Source organism: Burkholderia sp. Ax-1719 (assembly GCF_011753055.1).
GTDB lineage: Bacteria > Pseudomonadota > Gammaproteobacteria > Burkholderiales > Burkholderiaceae > Paraburkholderia.
In genome coordinates this window covers 63,361-83,949 of the sequence record NZ_VWWJ01000001.1, presented here as the reverse complement: position 1 = coordinate 83,949, position 20,589 = coordinate 63,361, and the positions used below count along the sequence as shown (strand labels likewise).

17 protein-coding genes and 1 tRNA gene are annotated in these 20,589 nt (G+C 63.9%); 9 read left to right on the top strand and 9 right to left on the bottom strand.

What is annotated here, in order from left to right; translation table 11 throughout:
- Nucleotides 1–157: 157 nt before the first annotated feature.
- The 5 genes from F3J17_RS00370 to F3J17_RS00350 form a co-directional block, all read right to left on the bottom strand.
- A complete protein-coding gene (locus F3J17_RS00370; protein ID WP_167052717.1) occupies nt 158–1,462 on the bottom strand; it encodes a replication-associated recombination protein A in 1,305 nt (434 codons plus the stop codon).
- 77 nt (nt 1,463–1,539) lie between these two features.
- Entirely contained in the window at nt 1,540–3,588 is a 2,049-nt protein-coding gene (fusA, locus tag F3J17_RS00365; protein WP_167052716.1) for an elongation factor G, read from the bottom strand.
- A gap of 115 nt (nt 3,589–3,703) precedes the next feature.
- On the bottom strand, nt 3,704–4,477 hold the full coding sequence (locus F3J17_RS00360; protein WP_167052714.1) for a slipin family protein: 774 nt from the start codon (nt 4,475–4,477) through the stop codon (nt 3,704–3,706).
- Complete coding sequence (locus F3J17_RS00355) at nt 4,474–5,898, bottom strand: nodulation protein NfeD (protein WP_345891101.1); 1,425 nt, start codon at nt 5,896–5,898, stop codon at nt 4,474–4,476. Before F3J17_RS00355 ends, F3J17_RS00360 begins: the two co-directional genes overlap by 4 nt.
- A gap of 286 nt (nt 5,899–6,184) precedes the next feature.
- Entirely contained in the window at nt 6,185–8,065 is a 1,881-nt protein-coding gene (locus F3J17_RS00350) for a methyl-accepting chemotaxis protein (protein ID WP_167052710.1), read from the bottom strand.
- 215 nt (nt 8,066–8,280) lie between these two features.
- Between F3J17_RS00350 and F3J17_RS00345 the strand changes: the two genes are divergently transcribed.
- On the top strand, nt 8,281–8,808 hold the full coding sequence (locus F3J17_RS00345; protein ID WP_167052708.1) for a DUF4232 domain-containing protein: 528 nt from the start codon (nt 8,281–8,283) through the stop codon (nt 8,806–8,808).
- 9 nt (nt 8,809–8,817) lie between these two features.
- Here F3J17_RS00345 and F3J17_RS00340 read toward each other — a convergent pair whose 3' ends face one another.
- On the bottom strand, nt 8,818–9,507 hold the full coding sequence (locus tag F3J17_RS00340; protein ID WP_167054350.1) for a DUF3142 domain-containing protein: 690 nt from the start codon (nt 9,505–9,507) through the stop codon (nt 8,818–8,820).
- 26 nt (nt 9,508–9,533) lie between these two features.
- Nucleotides 9,534–11,759 carry a hypothetical protein gene (locus F3J17_RS00335; protein ID WP_240160767.1) on the bottom strand — a complete coding sequence of 742 codons (2,226 nt, stop codon included), beginning with the start codon at nt 11,757–11,759 and terminating at the stop codon, nt 9,534–9,536.
- 283 nt (nt 11,760–12,042) lie between these two features.
- Between F3J17_RS00335 and F3J17_RS00330 the strand changes: the two genes are divergently transcribed.
- Complete coding sequence (locus F3J17_RS00330) at nt 12,043–12,936, top strand: Ku protein (RefSeq protein WP_167052704.1); 894 nt, start codon at nt 12,043–12,045, stop codon at nt 12,934–12,936.
- Between the two features lie 25 nt (nt 12,937–12,961).
- Entirely contained in the window at nt 12,962–15,571 is a 2,610-nt protein-coding gene (ligD, locus tag F3J17_RS00325; RefSeq protein ID WP_167052702.1) for a DNA ligase D, read from the top strand.
- Nucleotides 15,572–15,580: 9 nt separating this feature from the next.
- On the opposite strand, the gene F3J17_RS00320 is transcribed toward ligD, so the two are convergent.
- Both F3J17_RS00320 and F3J17_RS00315 read right to left on the bottom strand, forming a co-directional pair.
- Nucleotides 15,581–16,291 (bottom strand): GGDEF domain-containing protein, encoded by a 711-nt coding sequence (locus F3J17_RS00320; protein ID WP_167052683.1) that lies wholly within the window; start codon nt 16,289–16,291, stop codon nt 15,581–15,583.
- A gap of 198 nt (nt 16,292–16,489) precedes the next feature.
- Complete coding sequence (locus F3J17_RS00315; RefSeq protein ID WP_167054348.1) at nt 16,490–16,948, bottom strand: Lrp/AsnC family transcriptional regulator; 459 nt, start codon at nt 16,946–16,948, stop codon at nt 16,490–16,492.
- A gap of 132 nt (nt 16,949–17,080) precedes the next feature.
- On the opposite strand from F3J17_RS00315, the gene F3J17_RS00310 reads away from it, so the two are divergent.
- From F3J17_RS00310 to F3J17_RS00285, 6 genes are all read left to right on the top strand, one after another.
- Nucleotides 17,081–17,812, top strand: coding sequence for an AzlC family ABC transporter permease (locus tag F3J17_RS00310; RefSeq protein WP_167052681.1), 732 nt, complete (start codon nt 17,081–17,083; stop codon nt 17,810–17,812).
- Complete coding sequence (locus F3J17_RS00305) at nt 17,805–18,113, top strand: AzlD family protein (protein WP_167052679.1); 309 nt, start codon at nt 17,805–17,807, stop codon at nt 18,111–18,113. Before F3J17_RS00310 ends, F3J17_RS00305 begins: the two co-directional genes overlap by 8 nt.
- Before the next feature lie 55 nt (nt 18,114–18,168).
- Entirely contained in the window at nt 18,169–18,969 is an 801-nt protein-coding gene (locus F3J17_RS00300) for an alpha/beta hydrolase (RefSeq protein ID WP_167052677.1), read from the top strand.
- A gap of 170 nt (nt 18,970–19,139) precedes the next feature.
- A tRNA-Leu gene (locus tag F3J17_RS00295) sits at nt 19,140–19,224 on the top strand.
- Between the two features lie 134 nt (nt 19,225–19,358).
- The gene (locus F3J17_RS00290; RefSeq protein WP_167052675.1) at nt 19,359–19,619 is read left to right on the top strand and encodes a hypothetical protein; all 261 of its coding nucleotides are present in this window, start codon (nt 19,359–19,361) and stop codon (nt 19,617–19,619) included.
- Nucleotides 19,620–19,742: 123 nt separating this feature from the next.
- The gene (locus tag F3J17_RS00285; RefSeq protein WP_167052673.1) at nt 19,743–20,531 is read left to right on the top strand and encodes a hypothetical protein; all 789 of its coding nucleotides are present in this window, start codon (nt 19,743–19,745) and stop codon (nt 20,529–20,531) included.
- Nucleotides 20,532–20,589 lie beyond the last annotated feature (58 nt).

The following is a 20,589-nucleotide window of genomic DNA, read 5'->3' as shown; positions in this document are numbered from 1 at the left end:
CAGTGGATCAAAAAACTCGGGAGATGAGCGGTGCTGGACCGATATGATCGCACGTATATTACGCATGGCGCGACCGATTGTTCAATGCGGCACGCGGCATGAGGGTTATGTCCTGGCGGTTATCTGGCGGATGGGGTCGGAACGTTAGACGGCGCGTTCAATCTTCCCACGCGTCCTCATCCATCCCCCGCAACCACTCCAGCCTGTCAGCGAAACGCGCTTCCAGACCGCGCGGCACAGGCCAATACCAATGCGGCTGCCTCACGCCATCAGGAAAATAGCGCTGTCCCGCCGCAAACCCCTGCGCCTCATCGTGCGGATTGCGATAGCCCGTCAAGCGCCCCAACGCCTGCGCAGCGACGCTCAAATGCGCCGGCACCGGCCGCGCCCCGTCCTGCGCGACGAATCCACGCGCCTGCATCAGCGCCACGCCACCCGCATTGCTCTTCGCCGCACAGGCGAGCATCAGCACGGCCTGCGCGAGCGCCAGATCGCCTTCCTCGCCGCCGAGCATTTCGCTTGCTTTCACCGCGTCGCTCGCATAACGCAGGGCGCGCGGGTCGGCCAGACCGATATCGTCCCAGCCGATCGCAATGATGCGCCGCGCCAGATAGCTGCGCCTCACGCCGCCGTCCAGCATGCGTGTGAGCCAATAGAGCGCGGCATCGGGGTTCGAGCCGCGCACCGACTTGTGCAGCGCCGATATCTGGTCGTAAAACTGCTCGCCGCCCTTGTCGAAGCGCCGCGCGCCGCGCGTGAGCAGCCCCGCAACGAACGCTTCGTCGATGGTCTGCGTGCCGTTGGCCGCCGCCAGCGTGCGGACCTGCTCCAGCAGGTTCAGAAGGCGACGCGCATCGCCATCGGCATAACCGAGCAGGACATCCACCGCGCCCGCATCGAAGTCGAGACCCGCGAGCGCCCGTTCGCGCGCGCGTTCGAACAACTGGCGCAATTCACGCGCATCGAGCGGATGGAGCACATGCACGCGCACACGGGCGAGCAGGGTGCGATTCACCTCGAAGCTGGGGTTTTCCGTGGTCGCGCCGATCAGGATCACTTGCCCGTCGCGCACGAAAGGCAGCAGCACGTCCTGCTGCGTCGCGTTGAGGCGATGGATTTCGTCGATGAACAGAATGGTGCGGCGGCCCGTGCGCGCGTGGCTATCCCGCACGCCCTCCAGCGTGGCGCGGATCGCCTTGATGCCGTCGAGCACAGCCGATAGCGCGACGAAATCGCCGTCGAAGGCCTGTGCGGCGAGCCGTCCGAGCGTGGTTTTGCCGACGCCCGGCGGTCCCCAGAGAATCATCGAATGGGCTTCGCGCGCGGCGAACGCGCGTTGCAGCGGCTTGCCCGCGCCGAGCAGATGCGACTGGCCGATGACATCGGCGAAGGTCGCGGGGCGCAAGGCTTCCGCCAGCGGATTACGTGGCGGCGGCGCCTGCGATGCGAACAAATCGGCCATGAAGCGCGAACTCTCCCGTTCCCTGAAGCGCCAAGCGGAGCCGGGATTATGCCGCGAGTTTCATCGCGTCGCAGGCTTCACTCCACCTCGCCGCCGTGTGCTTTATGCTGCGCCGCAAGCTTGTCCTGCTGCGAGGGCGGCACGGGATCGTAATGGCTCAGCTGGATGCTGTAATTGCCGTTGCCGCCCGCCATCGCATTCAGCCGCGACTGGTAGTCGTTGAGTTCCGCGAGCGGCACCTTGCCCGCGATCACCATCGCATTGCCATTGACGGTGCGCGTGCCGTGCACCTGGCCACGCCGCGCCGAGAGATCGCCGATCACATCGCCCATCGCCGCCTCGGGCGTCATCACCTCGATATCGACGATGGGTTCGAGCACCACGGGCTGCGCCTTGAGCACGGCATCGATAAAGGCCTTGCGCCCCGCCGTGACGAACGCCACTTCCTTCGAATCGACCGGATGGCTCTTGCCGTCGAACACCGTCACGCGCACGTCCTGCATTGGAAAGCCCGCGAGCGGACCGCTTTCGATGACTTGCTGGATGCCTTTTTCGACGGCGGGAATGAACTGCGAAGGAATCGCGCCGCCCTTGACCGCATCGACGAATTCGAAGCCCGCGCCGCGCGGCAACGGCTCCACGCGCAGCATGACTTCGCCGAATTGCCCTGCGCCGCCGGTTTGCTTCTTGTGGCGGCAATGGCCCTCGGCCTTGCCGCCGATGGTCTCGCGCCACGCGATGGTGGGCGGACGCGTCAGGACTTCGAGCTTGTGCTGGTCGGTGAGCCGCTCCAGCATATAGCGCAGATGCAGTTCGCCCAGCCCGCGCACCACGGTCTCGTTGGTGCCCGCCGGATGGCTGATGACGAGGCAAGGATCTTCGGCGGTGAGCTTTTGCAGCACATCCCACAGGCGCTGTTCGTTGCCGCGCCGCGCGGGCTCGATCGCGAGACCGTAAATCGGATTCGGAAAATCGGGCGGCGTGAGATGGATGTTGCCGTCCTCGGGCGCATCGTGCAGCACATCGCCGAACGCGATGTCTTCCGCTTTCGCTACCGCGCAGATATGGCCCGGTCCCGCACGCGGAATCTCGGTGTGATCCTTGCCTTGCAGCATCAGCAGATGCGCGACCTTGAACGGCTGGCGGCCATTGCCGATATACAGCTGGCTGTCGCGCGTGACCGTGCCCTGATGAATGCGAAACAGCGCAACCCGGCCGATATATGGGTCCACCACCACCTTGAAGACATGGGCGAGCACGTGTTTGTCCGCGCGCGGCTCGGCGCGCACGGGTTCGGTTTTATCGCCCGTTTCACGGTAAAAAAGCGGCGGATTGCCTTCGGTGACATTGGGCAACAGGCGCACGAATACATCGAGCAGTTGCGCGATGCCCGCGCCCGTCGCCGCCGATGTGAAACACACGGGCACCAGATGGCCTTCGCGCAGGGCGCGCTCGAATGGCTCGTGCAATTGCTCCGGACGGATCGCTTCGCCCTGTTCGAGATAGAGCTCCATCAATTCGGCGTCGAGCTCGATCACCTGATCGACCAGCGCGTTGTGCGCCGCTTCCACCGAATAAAAATCCGCCTCGCCGGACGGATTGAAGAAGCAGTCGACCACATCGGTCCCGCCTTTTGCAGGCAGGTTGATGGGAAGGCACTGTTTGCCGAACGTCTCCTGGATCTGCGCGAGCAGGCCGGGCAGATCGACCTTTTCGCCGTCGATGCCATTCACCACGATCAGACGGCAAAGCTTGCGCGCCGCCGCCGCGTCCATCATGCGGCTGGTGGTCATCTCGATGCCGGTGCGCGCGTCGATCACGATGGCCGCCGTTTCGACGGCAGGCAACGCGCCGATGGACAGGCCCGCGAAGTCGGGATAACCGGGTGTGTCGAGCAGATAGATGCGCGTGTCGCGATAGTCGATATGCGCGAGCGCGGAGCTGAGCGAGTGATGATACTTGCGCTCAAGCGGGTCGAAATCGCACAGCGCGGTGCCGCGGTTCACGCTGCCCTGAGCGTGCAGCGCGCCGCCCTGGTGGAGCAGGGCCTCGGCAAGCGAGGTCTTTCCGCAGCCGGCGTGACCGACCAGCGCGACTGTGCGGATGGCTTCGGGACTGTAATCCATGGTCGCCATCGTCCAGTAGTGGATGTTCGGGCATTATTGGCGAAAATCGGCTGCACTGCCAACTAACTTATCGAAACCTTGGTACATCCCCGCGCTTTCGCTGCGGCGCAATATTTCAAGGGGTTTTCGGCACGCCCAGACGCTCGATCAATACTGAAAGCAGATCGATCGGCAGCGGAAACACAATCGTCGAATTCTTGTCTGCCGCAATCGTGGTGAGCGTCTGCAGATAGCGCAGCTGCATGGCTTGTGGTTGCAGCGCGAGCCGCTGGGCGGCTTGCAACAATTTTTCCGATGCCTGCAATTCGCCTTCGGCGTGAATCACCTTGGCCCGACGCTCGCGCTCCGCTTCGGCCTGACGCGCAATCGCGCGGATCATGGTTTCGTTGAGATCCACGTGCTTGATTTCGACTGTCGAGACCTTGATGCCCCACGCGTCCGTCTGCGCATCCAGCGTCTTCTGGATATCGGCGTTCAGTTGTTCGCGCTCGGCCAGCAGCGCGTCGAGTTCGTGTTTCCCAAGCACCGCTCTCAACGTGGTCTGTGCAAGCTGGCTGGTCGCCTCGAAATAGCGCGCGACCTGAATCACCGCTTTTTCCGGATCGACCACGCGGAAATACACCACCGCGTTGACTTTCACCGATACGTTGTCGCGCGTAATGACGTCCTGCGCGGGCACATCGAACACCACGGTGCGCAAATCGATGCGCACGGCCTGTTGCACGACCGGCAGGATAAACACGAGGCCCGGCCCCTTGACCTTCCAGAAGCGGCCCAGCATGAACACGACGCCGCGCTCATACTCGCGGAAGATGCGGATCGCGGAAACGGCGAACAGCACCGCAAGCAAAATCAGCAGACTCGAAAAACCAAAGGTAAAACCGATCATGGCGATGCTCCTCCCGGATGGGGTGCCTGTTGCCGTTGTTGTTGCTGTGGTGCCTGTTCTTGCGGGGCGACCGTGAGCACGAGGCCGTCGCGCGCCGTCACCCTGACGCGCGCGCCTGTTGCGAGCGGGACGGCGCAGGTCACGCGCCAGCGCTCGCCACGAACACGCGCCCAGCCGATCGCCAGATTCGTCGCGCTGTGCTCGACCTGGAGTCCTTCATCGATGATTTCCCCCACGCTGCCCACCATGGCTTCCGCGCCGGTCACCACAGGCCGCCGCCGCGCGCGCAGCGCCACGCCGGAGACGCAGGCCACGAACACCGCTCCGCCCAGCGTCAGTCCCGCGATCAGCGGCAGCGGGATGCCATAGCCGGGCACATCGGTATCGATCAGCATCAGCGCGCCGACGGCAAATGCGACGATGCCGCCGAAGCCCAGCACGCCCGAGGTGGGCAGGAACGCCTCGGCGATCAGGCAGCCCAGGCCCAGCAGCACGAGGCCCAAACCCGCGTAATTCACCGGCAGCAACTGCATGGCGAACAGGCCCACCAGCAGGCAGATGCCGCCCGCGACGCCGGGCAGCACGAAGCCCGGATTGGCGAATTCGAAGAACAGGCCGTAGACGCCGATGGTCAGCAGAATCAGCGCGACGTTGGGATCGGCGATGATCGCGAGGAAGTGGCTGCGCCAGTCAGGCGCGACGTAGACGAGCGGGGCATGCGCTGTCGCCAGCCGCACATTGCCCGCCGCGGTGGCGATGACGCGGGCGTCGAGCTTGCGGGCGAGATCGGCGGCGTCCGTGGCGATCAGATCGATTACATGCTGATCGAGCGCTTCGCTGGCGGAAAGGCTCACGGCCTCGCGCACCGCGCGCTCCGCCCAGACGGCGTTGCGCCCGCGCAGTTGTGCGAGGCCGCGAATATACGCGGCCGCGTCGTGCGTCATCTTGCGGGTTTCAGTGGAGGCGGTGTCGCCGGGCAGCGGTGCGGAAGCGCCGGAAGCCGATGAAGGCCCGGAAGGACCCGAGGGCATGGCCGGCGGGGCAGCCGACCCCATGCCGAGTTGCACGGGCGACGCCGCGCCCAGATTCGTGCCCGGCGCCATCGCCGCGATATGGCTCGCGTAGACGATGTAAGTGCCCGCACTCGCGGCGCGCGCGCCGCCGGGCGCGACGAACGCGGCCACCGGCACGGGCGAGGCAAGAATCGACTTGATGATCTCGCGCATCGAGGTATCGAGACCGCCCGGCGTATCGAGCTGGATAATCGCGAGCGCCGCATGTTGCTGCGCGGCGCGATCAAGCGTGCGGACGATGAAATCGGCGCTGGCGGGGCCGATCGCGCCATCGACGTTCATCACGACGACGGCGCCTTGCTCTGCCGCCCATGCGCCGATGCGGCCGGCCAGAATGGCAACGGCCACGACCGCCGCGAACAGCGCAATCCGCACATACCGCACGGAACGATTGGAGCGGATGGAAAAAACGCGCCGCGCCGCCCGCAGCAAGTGCGCACGGCGAGGATGAGGCGGCAGCGTGTCGTGCTTCGCCGCCCGGGTGGGGCGATGAGCGCGCATCGGAACGTCCGGACGGGCAGTGGGGTGGCCCGATAATCAAAGATTAGGCGCTTTGCGAACGTTCTGCAGATAGCCTCAACCCTTAGCCTCGCGCGTGCTTCACAGCGTTCTTCGCTTTGTGCTTCGCCGTGTGTTACGCCACGAGTTCCTCGCCCACCTTGAACACCGCCACCAGGCGATCGAGTTCGGCGGCCTGCTGCTTGAGACTTTCCGCGGCCGCCGCGCTTTCCTCGACCAGCGCTGCGTTCTGCTGCGTCACTTCGTCGAGTTGTTGCACCGCATCGCCGATCTGGCCGATCCCCGCACTTTGCTCCACGCTCGCCGAGGTGATCTCGCTCATCATCGTGCTCACGCCTTGCACCTGCGCGACCACGTCGCCCATCACGCGGCCCGCGTCGGCGACCAGGCGTGAACCGGCGTCGACGGTGCCCGCGCTGTGCTCGATCAGCGCCTTGATCTCCTTGGCGGCCTGCGCGCTGCGCTGCGCAAGATTGCGCACCTCCGACGCCACCACTGCGAAACCGCGCCCCTGTTCGCCCGCGCGCGCCGCTTCCACGGCGGCGTTGAGCGCGAGGATATTGGTCTGGAACGCAATACTGTCGATCACGACGATGATCTCCGAAATCTTGCGCGAAGCCTCGCTGATCTGCTGCATCGTGCTGACCACCTGACCCATCACCTCGCCGCCCTGCGAGGCGGCCGTGGACGCGGTGCTGGCCATCTGCGCGGCGGTGCGCGCGGTGTCGGTGTTGTTCTTTACGGCCGCCGTGATTTCCTCCATCGACGCAGCCGTGCGTTCGAGATTGCTGGCCTGCTCCTCGGTGCGCTGGCTCAGATCGGCGTTGCCCATGGCGATCTGCGTGGAGCCGATGGCGATCGACGTGGACGACGCGCGCACGCGCCGCACCAGCGTACCCATCGACGCCACGAAGCGGTTGAAGGCATCGGCCAGTTGCCCGACTTCGTCGCCGGTCTCGACCGTCATCTGGCGCGTGAGATCGCCCTGACCGTCGGCGATTTCGGCCAGCAGCACCGCGGCGCGGCGCACCGGCGCGGCAATCGCGCGGCCCACCAGCAGAATCACGCCGAGCGCGGCGGCCAGCCCCACCACGGCGGCGATCAGCGTGGCGGTGCGGATCGTGCGCTCGAAGGGACCGAGCAGTTCCGCCTGCGGCACCTCGACCACCACGTAAGCGTCGAGTTCGGGAATGAACGACGTCGCGATATAGCGCGTGCCGGCAGGCGCCGGGTAGGTCATCGACGCATAGGTTTTGCCGCCCAGCAGCGCGGCAGCGGTATCGGCGGGCATACCCGGCACGTCCTTGAGGAAGTGCTTGCCGTCCACCAGCGCCGTATCGCGATGCATCATGATCGCGCCGTCGGGATGGACGAGATAGGCGAAGCCGGTCTGGCCGATCTTGTAGCTGGAGATGCCGGCCGCGAGCGCATCGACCGACAGCGCCATGCCCGCGACGCTGGTGGCCTCCGCCTGATTCGCCCCCTGTACGCGCGCGTTGATGAACATCATGTAGCCGCCCACGGCGACGTCGCGGTCCATGTTCACTTCGTAGGGCTTGCCGGTAGCGAGGAAAGCCTTGAGCCAGCCATCCTGATCGCCGATCTTGCGTTGCAGTCCCGCTTCCGTGTAGTAGTTGCCCGTTCTGGTCGAGACCCATTGCACGCTGGCGGCTTTTTCCTCGGCCTTGATATTGGCGGCGAGGCGCGTCCAGTTGACCGCGCCGGCGTCGGGCTCGCCATCGGCTTCCCATTGCTGGAGGAAGGGATTAAGCGCGATGGCGCGTGCGGCGGTGATCGGGCCTGCGAGTTGCCGCTGCACGTCGGCGCGGATGCCATTGACGGCGGTGGGCAACTCGTCCTGCACGACGCGCTCGCGCACCGTATCGCCGATCAACCAGATGCTCAACCCGCTCGAAATGCCGATGAAGATCAGCAGGCAGGTGGTCATGCTCAGAACCAGCTTGTTCTGGATGGAAAGTTTGCGCCAGATGGACATGAAAGTTTTTCGTCAGCGAAATGAGCGGCTATGAAACGGGGACCCGTTTAGACGTTATCGGTCGCTGCGGGCGCGAACTTCATGGGAGATTGCGTATAGGGGGTATACGCTGGCGGGGGCGATGGCGGCGGGCGCGATATGTACCAGCCCTTGCGCTGGGCAGGTGCGAATTGGGGCAATATGCGATGTTCAAAAGCCGCAGTGAAGGGAGAACGATGCTGAAGAAAATCACGATGACGATGGGCGCGCTGCTCTGCGCGGCGCTTTCGATTCACGCCGTAAGCGCCCGCGCTCAGGCCGCGCCTTGCGAGCCAAAGCAGCTCGCTTTGAGCCTCGACGATGGCGGCGGGGATTTCACGGGCATGTCGCACGGCGGGACTTACGTGGAGCTGCACAACCGCGGCCGCGCCCGTTGCCAGATTCCCGCGCGTCCCGACATCGCGTTTCTCGATGCGAACGAGCAGACGCTGCAAGCCTCGTTGCAGGCCACGCCGGGCATGCATCCCGGCCCGGTTTTGCTGCCCGTGGTGATCCGCCCGCACGCCAGCGTGAGAGCGAGCCTGCGCTGGGTGACCGGCGAGGTATTCGACGACACGCAATGCATCGACACCTCGGCTTTGCGCATCGCCATCGGTCACGGTGCATTGACGGCGCCGCTGCAAGCCCATCTTTGCGGCGCGCGGGCGCAGGGTCCGCAATATCAATTCGTGCCGTTCCAGCCGAAACGGCCGCCAACGAATTAATGCCGGGTTTCAAGGATTGCGCAAAAACACGACATAGCCGCGAAACCACGGATTCGCCTCGAGATAAGGCGGCGCATCCCACGCGCCGCCCTGAATAATGCCGATACGAAACGGCAGTTGCAGGCGGGCGACGCGCGGCAGCCAGGCGTCGTAGTGCGCGATCGTGTGGCGGCCCTGATAGGTCTGCACGACCACTTCATCGACGATCTGCTTGAGCTGGTTGACCTGGCCAGCGTCGATACGGCTGCTCCAGTCGAGCAGACCGGTGATGCTCAGCCGGCAGTCGGCGGGCAGCGCGGCGCGCAGCGTGCGCAGGAAATCCAGGTAATCCTGAAGATGCAGCGTGCGCGCGTCGAAGTCGATCTGGATGCCCTCGATCTTGCGGCCCGAAGCACGCCAGCGCGCCAGTTGCGCCAGCATGATCTGCGAGATGCGGGGCGTCCAGCGCAGCGTCTGTGCGCGATACGCAAGCCAGAGGCGCGCCTTGGGCGCGTCCGGCAGCGCCACGCCCTGGGCGATGAAGCGCACCTGCGATTCGTCGCCGGGCGCGGCTTCGATCTGGCCTTGCAGCAGGTAGATCGTCTGGGCGTCGTGCAATACCGCCTGTTGCTTGACTCCCGCCCACAGCCAGAACGAATCATAGTGCGTGGCATCGACCGTTCCGGCCGATGCCAGATGCACGCAGGCCAGCAGCACCATGCAGAGCCCGTGCTTCACCGCCGCAATCACCAGTAATACTTCTGCGCCTGCGCCCACTGACTGCGCGGGTAAGCAGTCTTGAGCGTGGTGAACCAGTGCTTGCGCGTGGCGGGCGGGAGCTTGTTGCCGCCGCAATCGCTGTAGCCCGAGGGCGCGAAACAGTTGATCGCGCGATAAAGCGCATAGGCGCGGTCATCGGCGTTGGCCTGCGCATTGGCAATGACGTTTTGATAGCTCGCGATACGCTGATACGGCGCGCCCTGAAATTGCGAAGGCAGGCTGCCGAGCGTGGGCGGTTCCGCGCTCGCGCCGTCCGTGCGCGGGAAGGCCGGATCGAGCAGCGCCGGATCCTCGCCCAGTGCGTAGGCGGGCGGATGGTTGCGCACGAAATCGGCAAGACAGTTCAGGCCTTTGGCATCGTTGGGATTCATCTGCAGCATCGCCGCGATGTCGCGCGTCGTGGGGCAGGTGTATCCATCGCCATTTCTTGCGCCGGGCAATATGAACGGTTTGAGCGTGGTGGCGGGTGTGGCGGGCACGAGTGCGAGATCGGCAAGGAAATCAGCGTAGTGGCTGCGCGTGAATTCCTTGTAGAGCAGCGTGTAAAGCGCGATGTCGCGCAGCGTGCCACTCACCATCTTGTTCTGCGCCTGCGCGCGCAGCAGGTTCGCGTTGGCCGAGCGCTCCAGCAGCGTTGCGCGGATCGCCGCATTCTGGATCGGCGAATCGTCGGCGAAGGCGCGGTCGATCAGGCCCGCCTGCTCCAGATTCATCGCCAGCCCCAGTTCGAGCGCTTCGCGTTGCAGACGCAGTCTGGCGAGCGGCACCAGATCGCTCCACAGTTGCCGCGCCTGGTCGGCCTGGCCGTTGTCTTCGAGCGCGAAGGCGCGCAAGGCCTGCTGGCTCAAGCCGAAGTAATTGAGCGTAGCGTCGGCATGGGTGGGCGCTGCGGGCAGGAGCGCGAGCGCCTGATCCGGTTTGTGATCGACATAGACGTGATACGAGGCAAGCAGATAGTCGTGCAAGGCCGGAGCCTTGGCGAAGACGGGTTTCTGCGCCTGCAATTCGTCGAGCTTGATGGTCTTGTTCTGCGACGCATCGGGATTGTCGTCCTTGCGCATGCGCATCAGATCGACGAGTGCGAGCACGGTGGGTGACTGGATCGTTGCGACGTCCGTGCCGCTCATCAGCAACTTGCTGTCGAGTTCGTTGGCGAGCTGGCCGAGCGGCACGTTGGAGCTGTCTTGCGTCCAGCGCGCGAATGCGCGGTCGTAGGCATCCGCCTGTTGCAGCGTGTCGCCGCCCAGCCATGCCACGCGACGCTGCAAGCCCTGCGCCGAAGCCGCATAGCGTCCTTGCGGATAGACCTTCAAATAGGCGCGAAAGACCGTTTGCGCAGCGTCCAGCGAGACCTGCCTGACCTTGTCGCGATCGAGCGTATTGCCGTCGCCTTCCGAGGCGAAGGCCTCGGCCTGAGCGGCGTTGAGCTGCGCGCGCCCCGCCATGTACAGCGAGGCTTCGCGCAGCCACGGATCGGTGCTGTGCGAGGCGCTGGCGAAGGACCGGGTGGCGGCGAAGAAGTCGTAGCGATAAAAAGCGTTGGCGCCTTCCAGATAGGTCGCGAACTGCTGGCCGACGGGGCTCTTCAGACCTGTTGGCTTACGCCAGACAGGTGCATTGTTGTTTGCGGCCGGGCTTGAGTTCGCGTTGCCGCCGTTGCTGGCACTGTTATCACCGCTTGCGGGGCAAGCCTTCGCCATGTCGGCGCGCGCAGTGCGCAGGCGTGCGGCCTCGTCGGCGGGCAGGCCCTTGGCGGCGCCCAGCGCAGCGTTGAACGCCTGGTCGCCCGCTGCGATGCTGCGGCAGATGCTGCCTTCGCCATCGGCGTAAGACGTCGATTGACCGTTGGCGTCGGCATTGTCGTCCGCGCTGGCCGGCTTCTGGCCGATGTCGATCCAGCCCGAGTAATCGTAGAGAAACGGCACCACGAGCTGATTCGGACGATCCGCAACGGGGATTTTCTGCGGGTCCGGGAAGGTCTGCGAAAGGCGTTTGCCGTCGGTCATCAGCAGCATCGCGTTGATGCGCGTGTCGTTGCCTGGGCTCAGGAACGGCAGACCGCCACATGTATAGCTGGGATGCCGCAGCGTGGAGGTAGTGAAGCAGCCGTCGTCGCCGCTTGCGTGGGCGGCAGTGGCGCTCAGTAGCGGGAGCAGGCCCGTCAATAGCCTGGCGATGAAGTGTCGTTGCAGCAACGTGGTTCTCCGCGTTTTTCTTGTGCTGGTGTACGAGAGTGGACACGGCCGCGCCGTGCCCAGAATGCATGTTTTGCGGCGCCCTTTTCAAGGCGCGAAAATCGGCGCCCCGTACTATAGCCAAAGCGGCCAAACGACGATTTGTGCGCGTACAGGGTTTGCAAACGAACGGGCGAAGGCGTTTCGACTGATCGGGCATGCGGCTTGAATAGCCGGGCATCGCGCTTGCTATCAATTGTGTCCTCAAGCCGGTCTACCCTCTGCGAGAAGGAGAGCGATCATGCCGCGTGCGATCTGGAAGGGCGCTATCAGCTTCGGGCTGGTCTACGTGCCGGTCGAACTCGTTCCCGCTACGCAGAGCGAACACACGGGCTTCAATTTGCTGGAGCGCCGTACCTTCGACCCAATCGGCTATCGTCAGATCAACAAGCGCACGGGCAAGCCGGTCGAGCGCGACGACATCGTGCGCGGCTACGAATACGAGAAGGGCGCTTACGTGGTGATCTCCGACGAGGAAATCCGCGCGGCCAGCGCAGAGGCCACGCAGACGGTGGACATCCTCGCCTTCATCGACGCCGCGCAGCTGTCGTTCGTGTATCTGGATACACCCTACTGGCTCACGCCTGATCGCCGTGCGGGCAAGACTTACGCGTTGTTGCGCGACGCGCTGGCGGCGAGCGGGAAGATTGGCATTGCGAATGTCGTGCTGCACAGCAAGCAACATCTCGCGGCAGTGATTGCAGCCGGTCCCGCACTGGCGCTGCAAACCTTGCGCTGGTCCACCGAAGTGCGCGAATTCGAGGACGTGCAGGCCTTGCCGAAAAGCGCCAAAAGCGAAGGCGTCAGCAGCCGGGAATTGCAGATGGCGCGCAAGCTGATCGACGACCTGACAACCGAGTGGCAGCCCGATGCGTACCGCGATACCTTCCGCGACGCGATTCTGGAACTGGCCGAGCGCAAGGTGAACGAGGGCAAGGCGCATGAAGTGACGCGCGTGCAGGCGCCCGCGCAGAAAGCGCGCGGCGCGGATATCGTGGATCTGACCGAACTGCTCAAGCGTAGTCTGGGCAAGCGCAAGGGCACGGCGCGTCACGACAAAGAGGCCGATGACAACGCCGACGATACATCGCCGCCACGCAAGCCCGCGAACCGGCGCGGAAAACGCGCAGCCTGAGTAGGACTGCGCCAGGGGAATCGTCATGCCGGCTCGACATAATCTAAAGGATTACGAATCAAAGCGGCGATTCGATGAAACGCCCGAACCATCGGGCCGCGCGGCTCGGCGCGGCAAGCCCAGTAAGCCCGGTAAGCGCGGCAGCGCGAGCACCGGCTCTTTCGTGATCCAGCGTCACGACGCGCGCCGTCTGCACTACGACTTCCGGCTCGAACTGGATGGCTCGCTCAAATCCTGGGCCGTACCCAAGGGGCCGAGCCTCGATCCTGCCGTCAAGCGCCTCGCTGTGCATGTGGAAGATCACCCTGTTGAATACGGCAAATTTGAAGGCCGCATTCCCGCCGGCAGCTATGGCGCGGGGACGGTCGAAATCTGGGATCACGGCACGTGGAAGCCCGAAGGCGGAATGCGTGCCGCACGTGACGGCTATAAAAACGGCAAGCTCGCTTTCAGGCTCGACGGCGAAAAACTGCATGGCGGCTGGGCGCTGGTGCGTAGCGCGATGGGCGGTGGCAAGCACGACAACTGGCTGCTCATCAAGCAGCGCGATGAAGACGCGGTAGGCGAGGACGAATATCACGTGATCGACGATAGTACGGGCGGCAGGCATGCGGCTAAGTCCTCGCATACGCCCGCAAACAAAGCCAGAGAACCCAAGGCGGCAAAGAAAGTCGCGGGCGCGGGCAAGCGCACCAGGAGCACGACTTCCCACGTTGATCCGGCGGCGCTAAAGGGCGCAGTGAAAGCATCGCTGCCCGACACGCTCGCACCGCAACTCGCCACACCCGCCGACGCGCCGCCTGGTAATGATGGTTGGCTCTACGAACTGAAATTCGACGGCTACCGTGTGCTGGCCCGTATCGACGGCCATGATGTACGCATTTTCACGCGCAGTGGCAAGGACTGGACCGCGAAATTTCCGCAGCAGGCGCAGGCGTTGCTTGCACTCGATGTGAAATCGGCGTGGCTGGATGGAGAGGCCGTCGTGCTCGACAAGGACGGCGTACCCGATTTCCAGGCGCTGCAAAATGCCTTCGAGGAGGGCAGTGCGGATGACATCTGCATCTGGTTCTTCGACCTCCCCTGGCTGAGCGGATTCGATCTGCGCAAGGTGCCGCTGGAAGCACGCCGGGCGCAACTCCAGGCGCTGTTGCAAGGCGCGAAGCAAGCGACACTGCGTTTCTCGGAGGCCTTCGAAGGCGACCCCGACGCGCTTCTTCAAGCCGCCTGCGAAGCGAACCTCGAAGGGCTGGTCGCCAAGCGCGAGGGCAGTGCCTATACGTCGACGCGCAGCGCATCGTGGCTCAAGCTCCGTTGCTCACGTCGTCAGGAGTTTGTGATCGGGGGCTATACGGAGCCTGCGGGCAGCCGCGTGGGTTTCGGCGCGCTGCTGCTGGGCGTCTATGACGGCGAGGGCGCGCTGCACTATGGGGGGCGCGTGGGCACCGGCTTCGACACGGCGCGCCTCAAGTCGATGGCCAGCGCCATGCGCGAACGCGAGCGCAAGACTTCGCCGTTCGCAGCCGTGCCCGCCACCGAGCGTCGCGCGGGCGTGCATTGGCTGCGTCCCGAACTGGTGGCCGAAGTGCGCTTCAAGACATGGACCAGCGCTGGCGTGGTGCGCCAGGCGTCCTTCGTTGGGCTGCGGAAAGACAAGCCGCCAAAATCGATTGTGCGCGAACCTCAAGCTTCGCAGGTTCAAGGCAAAGCGCACACAAAGACGTCGCTGCGCGCCGTGAAGGGAGAAACCGAAGTGGCTGGCATCCGCATCACGCATCCGGATCGCGTAATCGATAACGCCAGCGGACTGCGCAAGATCGATCTCGTTCATTACTTCGAGGCCGTCGCGCCCTGGCTGCTGCCGCATCTGCAAAAGCGGCCTGCCGCGCTGGTGCGTGCGCCATCGGGCGTGGAAGGTGAACTGTTCTTCCAGAAGCACGCGAGCAAGCTGCAGATTCCCCATGTGGCCCAGCACGAAGGACTCGATCCTGGCCACGCGGCGCTGATGACGTTCGAAAGCGCGGACGCGATCGTTGGCGCGGCGCAGATGGATGCCATCGAATTTCATACGTGGAATGGGCTTGTCACGGGCATCGAAAAGCCCGACCGCCTGATCTTCGATCTCGACCCCGATCCGGCGTTGGAGTGGGATCGCATGATCGAGGCGGCGCAATTGACGCGCGATCTGCTCGACGCGCTAGGCCTGCGCTCATGGTGCAAGACGAGCGGCGGCAAGGGCCTGCATGTGGTGGTGCCGCTCGTGCGTCACGCGCAATGGGATGACGCGAAGGATTTTGCGCGCGCGGTGGCCGTGCATATGGCCGCCACCTTGCCCGATCGCTTTAGTGCGAAGATGGGCCCGAAGAATCGCACGGGCCGCATTTTCGTGGACTATCTGCGTAATGGCCGTGGCGCGACTTCGATTGCCGCTTACGCGCCACGTGCGCGTCCGGGACTGGGCGTTTCAACGCCGATTCGCTGGGATGAACTGGACTCGGTCAGTGGCGGCGCGCACTGGACCGTGGCGAACCTGCACGAACGGCTGGAAAAGCTGCATGCCGATCCGTGGGAGGGCTATGCCCAGGCGCGGCAACGCATCACGGCTGCGATGCGCAAGCAACTCGACAGCGCGTGAAATGCAGCCTCAAACGGTCGTGAACTCGATCCGGTCGCGCCCGGCGCGCTTCGCCGCATAGAGCATCTGATCGGCGCGCTGATACATGTCCCACGGTGTGGCCGGCGGCTCGTGCTCTGGCGCATGACCTTGCCTGCGCGCACGCAACGCGACGCCCATGCTGATCGTCAGCGTGTGGCCTTGTAGTTCGCGTTGTGGCGGCTCCAGCGTTCTCACCGCCTGTTGCAGGCACTGCACCGCGCGCAGCGTTTCGCCCGCCGACGCGGCAAACAGCAGCACGCAGAATTCATCGCCGCCCAGCCTGAACAGATAATCGTCGCTGCTGCGCAAGCCGCCGGTCACCGCGCGCGCGACGGCGCGCAGCACGCGGTCGCCCGCGTTGTGGCCATGCGTGTCGTTGATGAGCTTGAAATGGTCGATATCGAAAACGCAGAGCGCCGCCGTATGCGTACGCTCGCGCAATCGCGCGTCATGCGCCAGCACCACTTCCAGATAACGCCGGTTATACACGCCGGTGAGCGCGTCGGTTACCGAGAGTTCGGCAAGCGCCGCATTTTCCGCTTCCAGTTCGCGAATGCGGCTGATCAGACTTTGCCGCTCGCTGCGCAAACGCGTGGGCAGTATCGACGTGCGATGTGTGCGCCATTTCAGCGGCGGCGGATGAGGACGGGCGCGCGCAGCGTAAATCACGCGCTTCGTGAAGGCGATCTTGTTGGGCATGAGGTCTCTGCGTGTGGCTGTAATGCCTGTCATGACCGGTCGGCCCGCTCCTGCGCCTGATTCGAAATTCAATAAGCAGGCTTATGAAGTGAGCCACCGGTTGTTTTTGGCATTATCAGCGAGGCACGCGCGCGGGACTGTCAGGCATTGTCAAACACAAATCACCCTGCATATTGTCGAATATGTCTGTGCATTACCTCACATGGGAATTTCGGATGTGAGCTTGATTTTCTGCATGGGAATATCGGTCTTGACGCTTTGCACGCCGGGAATACGCGTCAGATATTCCATCAGGAAACGCCGATATTCATCGAGATCCGCCGCCACAATGCGCAGTAGAAAGTCGCAGTCGCCCGCCATCAGATGACACTCGACCACGTCGGGAAACTGGCGCACGGCCTCGGCGAAACTGTCTACCGTATGCGCATCCTGCCCCTTGAGCCACACGCGCGCGAAGACCGTCAGCGCCTTGCCGACTTTGGCCGGATCGAGCACGGCCACGTACTTTTCGATCACGCCCGCGTCTTCGAGCAAACGCACGCGCCGCAGACATGGTGACGGCGACAGCCCCACCTGCTGGGCGAGATCGACGTTCTGCAAACGGCCGTCGCGCTGCAGGGCGTTGAGGATGCGGCGGTCGATGGCGTCGAGCTTCAGATGGCTTTCCATATCGATATTTTGCTCAATCGTGGCATTGAATGCCAAATTCTCGCGCCTGCATGGCCACAACGCAACCCGATTCGAACGCGTTCAGCAGAAAATATCGCCTTTGCAGGAATTGTAATTATCATGAGCAGTGTGCCTACCTCTGCCGCCTCCGCGCGGCGTTCCATCGATACCTCCGAAGTCGCGCGCGGTATGCGCGCCGCGCTGCCCATCATGCTGGGTTTCATCCCGTTTGCGCTGGTGCTGGGCGCCCAGGCCGCGCAAAAGGGCCTGAGCAATATCGAAGTTCCGCTGATGACCGGCGTGAATTTCGCAGGGGGTTCCGAATTCACCGCGGTGCGCCTGTGGACCTCGCCGCCGCATATCGCGCTGATTGTCGCGATGTCGTTTCTTGTCAACGCGCGCCATATCCTGATGAGCGCGGCGTTTGCGCAATATATCCGCCATGTGCCGCTGCGCCGTGCGCTGCCCGCGCTGTTCCTGATGTGCGACGAAAGCTGGGCGATGGCGATGGCCGACGCGAAGGTCAATGGCACCGGGCGCGTCAGCATGGCCTATTACATGGGCGTCGCGATCAATCTGTGGCTTACGTGGGTGTCGTTCACGGCGCTGGGCGCGGTGCTCGGGCCGGTACTCGGCGACGTGCAGCGCTATGGGTTCGACATGGCTTTCACCGCTGTTTTTCTGGTGCTGCTCAAGGGCATGTGGAAGGGCGTGCGTGCAAGCCTGCCGTGGATCGTGAGTCTCGTGGTGGCAGCTGTGACCTACCTTTACGTGCCGGGCGCGTGGTATGTGGCAGCAGGCGCGTGCGCTGGCCTCCTGACGGCCGTGCTGCGGGAGCCGGGCCATGCTTGAAGGCAACACGATCGCCACCCTGGCGACCATTTTCCTGATGGCGGTGACGACCTACCTCACGCGCATCATCGGTTACGTCGCGCTGCGTGATCGCACGCTCAGCCCGCGCATGCGCGCGGTGATGGAGAACGTGCCGGGCTGCGTGCTGATTTCGGTGATCGCGCCGGCGTTCGTCTCGCGCGATCTCGCCGATCTCGCGGCGCTCGCCATCACGCTGTTTGCCGCGACGCGGCTTTCGTTGCTGCCGACGGTGCTGATCGGCGTGGCCGCAACAGGCATACTGAGGCATCTGTTCGGCTGACGTTTTCTGTTGATATCGTCGGCCGACTTCAATCGACCACGTACATCGCATAACAATGAACGAGACACAGGCGCTGACGCAGGACCACTGGATTGCCGGCCCCACGGGCAAGCTGTTCGCGTGTAGCTGGACATACGGCGATCACGCGGGGCGCGCCCCCATCGTGTTGCTGCACGACTCGCTGGGCTGCGTCACGCTCTGGGGCGCATTTCCGCAAACCCTTGCGCGCGCAACGAACCGGCGTGTGATCGCTTACGATCGCGCGGGTTTTGGCGCTTCGGATGCGCGTGTAGACCGGCTCGGCGCGCAGTTCGTGCGCGACGAAGCCGCGCGCTTTTTCCCGGCACTATGCGAGCAACTGGACATCGAACGCTTTATCGCCTTCGGCCATAGCGTGGGCGGCGGAATGGCAGTCGAATGCGCGGCGCAGCATGCCGGGCAATGCGCGGCACTCGTGACCGAGGCTGCGCAGACTTTCGTGGAAGACCGGACGCTCGCCGGCATTCGCGCTGCGCAAACCCAGTTTCGCGATGCCGCGCAATTCGCGCGTCTCGCGCGCTATCACGGCGACAAGACGCAATGGGTGCTGGATGCGTGGATCGAAACGTGGCTCTCGCCTGAATTCGCCGACTGGTCGCTCGATGCGGTGTTGCCTCGCGTAACGTGCCCAACGCTGGCAATTCACGGCAGCCTCGACGAATACGGCACGCGCGTGCATCCCGAGCGCATCGCATCGTGTGTGAGCGGCCCCGGGCGTGCGGCCGTCATGGAGGGTGTGCGCCATGTTCCGCATCGCGAGCAGGAAGCGCAGGTCGCGGCGATGGTGGCGGAATTTCTCCAGACGCTTGAGGATTGAGCCGCTTTTTCAGGCACTTTCACACGGCTGAAAAAAATTTTCAGATTTTTTTCGTGCGGGCCTTCAAAAATCCAGAAGGACTCGATACAATGCCGATCCCTTGCACAGCAACGACTTGTTCGAAGCGCTAGCAGGGAATAAGCAAACGGAGCGATCCGCTTGCAGGAAATGCCGACGTGGTGAAATTGGTAGACACGCTATCTTGAGGGGGTAGTGGCGAAAGCTGTGCGAGTTCGAGTCTCGCCGTCGGCACCAGAATTCATCCAGCAAGGTCTTGAATGGCCTTGTCCGGATTACAAGAAACCCGCGAATGCGTCATGCTTTCGCGGGTTTTTTCATGGGCGATTGCAACGCGCGCAATCCACGCAGGCGAGAGCACGGAGTACACGTTGGGCAGGAAAAAAAGTGCGGAGAAGTTGAAAGTCGTCGCGGTGCGCGTCGATCCGGCCATCGAGCGCAGATTGCGCTTGCTGGCTGACACGACCGGCCGCAAGCCGTCGTATTTTCTGCAGCAGTTGATCGAAGGCGGCCTGGGCGCGCTGGAAGAGCAATGGTTGCCCGCTGATGTGCTCGCACAAGTGAGGGCGGGGACGGTTCCCGATCCGCTCGGTTCGCATTCGGTGCCGGATCTGTTTGGCGATCTGGAGTAATAAATCCGTTGTAATGGGTGCACGGGCCGTTCACCTTAAATCCGGCTTAAGGCCAGGTTAAGGCGCTGTTGAATACAGTCGATAGTTTCCATTCCCACCATCGGCAAGATGGAGACCGCGCCCATGAATTCGACCGCCAATGTCACGCTCACTCCCGAGCAGGCGCTGAGCAAGGTGCCCGCGCTCACGCTCGGTTTCTGGATCATCAAGATCGCGGCGACCACGCTGGGAGAAACCGGCGGCGACTGGGTCACCATGTCGCTGAATCTGGGTTATCTCGTCGGCACACTGATCTTTCTCGTTGCATTCATTGCGCTGGTTTTCGCGCAGGTTCGCGCGGAGCGCTTCAACGCCTGGCTCTACTGGGCGACCATCATCGCGACCACGACACTCGGCACCACCCTGGCGGACTTCTGCGATCGCTCGCTGGGCGTGGGCTATCCCGGCGGCGTCACCGTCATCGTCGCGCTGCTGGCAGCGAGTCTGGGCATCTGGTATCGCTCGGAAGGCACGGTGGCGGTGGAAAGCGTCGTCACGCCGCGCGTCGAATGGTTCTACTGGATCACCATTCTGTTTTCGCAGACGCTGGGCACCGCGCTGGGCGATTGGGTCGCCGACGACGATCGCGGCGGCCTTGGGCTCGGGTTCGAGGTGGGCGCAGCAATCTTCGGTGTGGGTATCGTGATTGTTGGCCTGCTGTGGCTGGGCACGCGCGTATCGCGCACGCTGCTGTTCTGGGCCGCCTTCGTGCTCACGCGGCCGCTGGGCGCGACCCTGGGCGATCTGCTCGACAAGCCGGTAGCGCAGGGCGGCCTGGCGGTGAGCCGCCTGTATGCTTCGGGCATTCTGCTGGCGTTTATCGTCGCTTGCCTCGTACTGATTCCGCAACGCGCGGCACGACGTACGCGCTGATTCTTTCTCCGCGCACTTCAGCAGCGCTCCCGCTTCAATACATGCAAGCGGGAGCCGC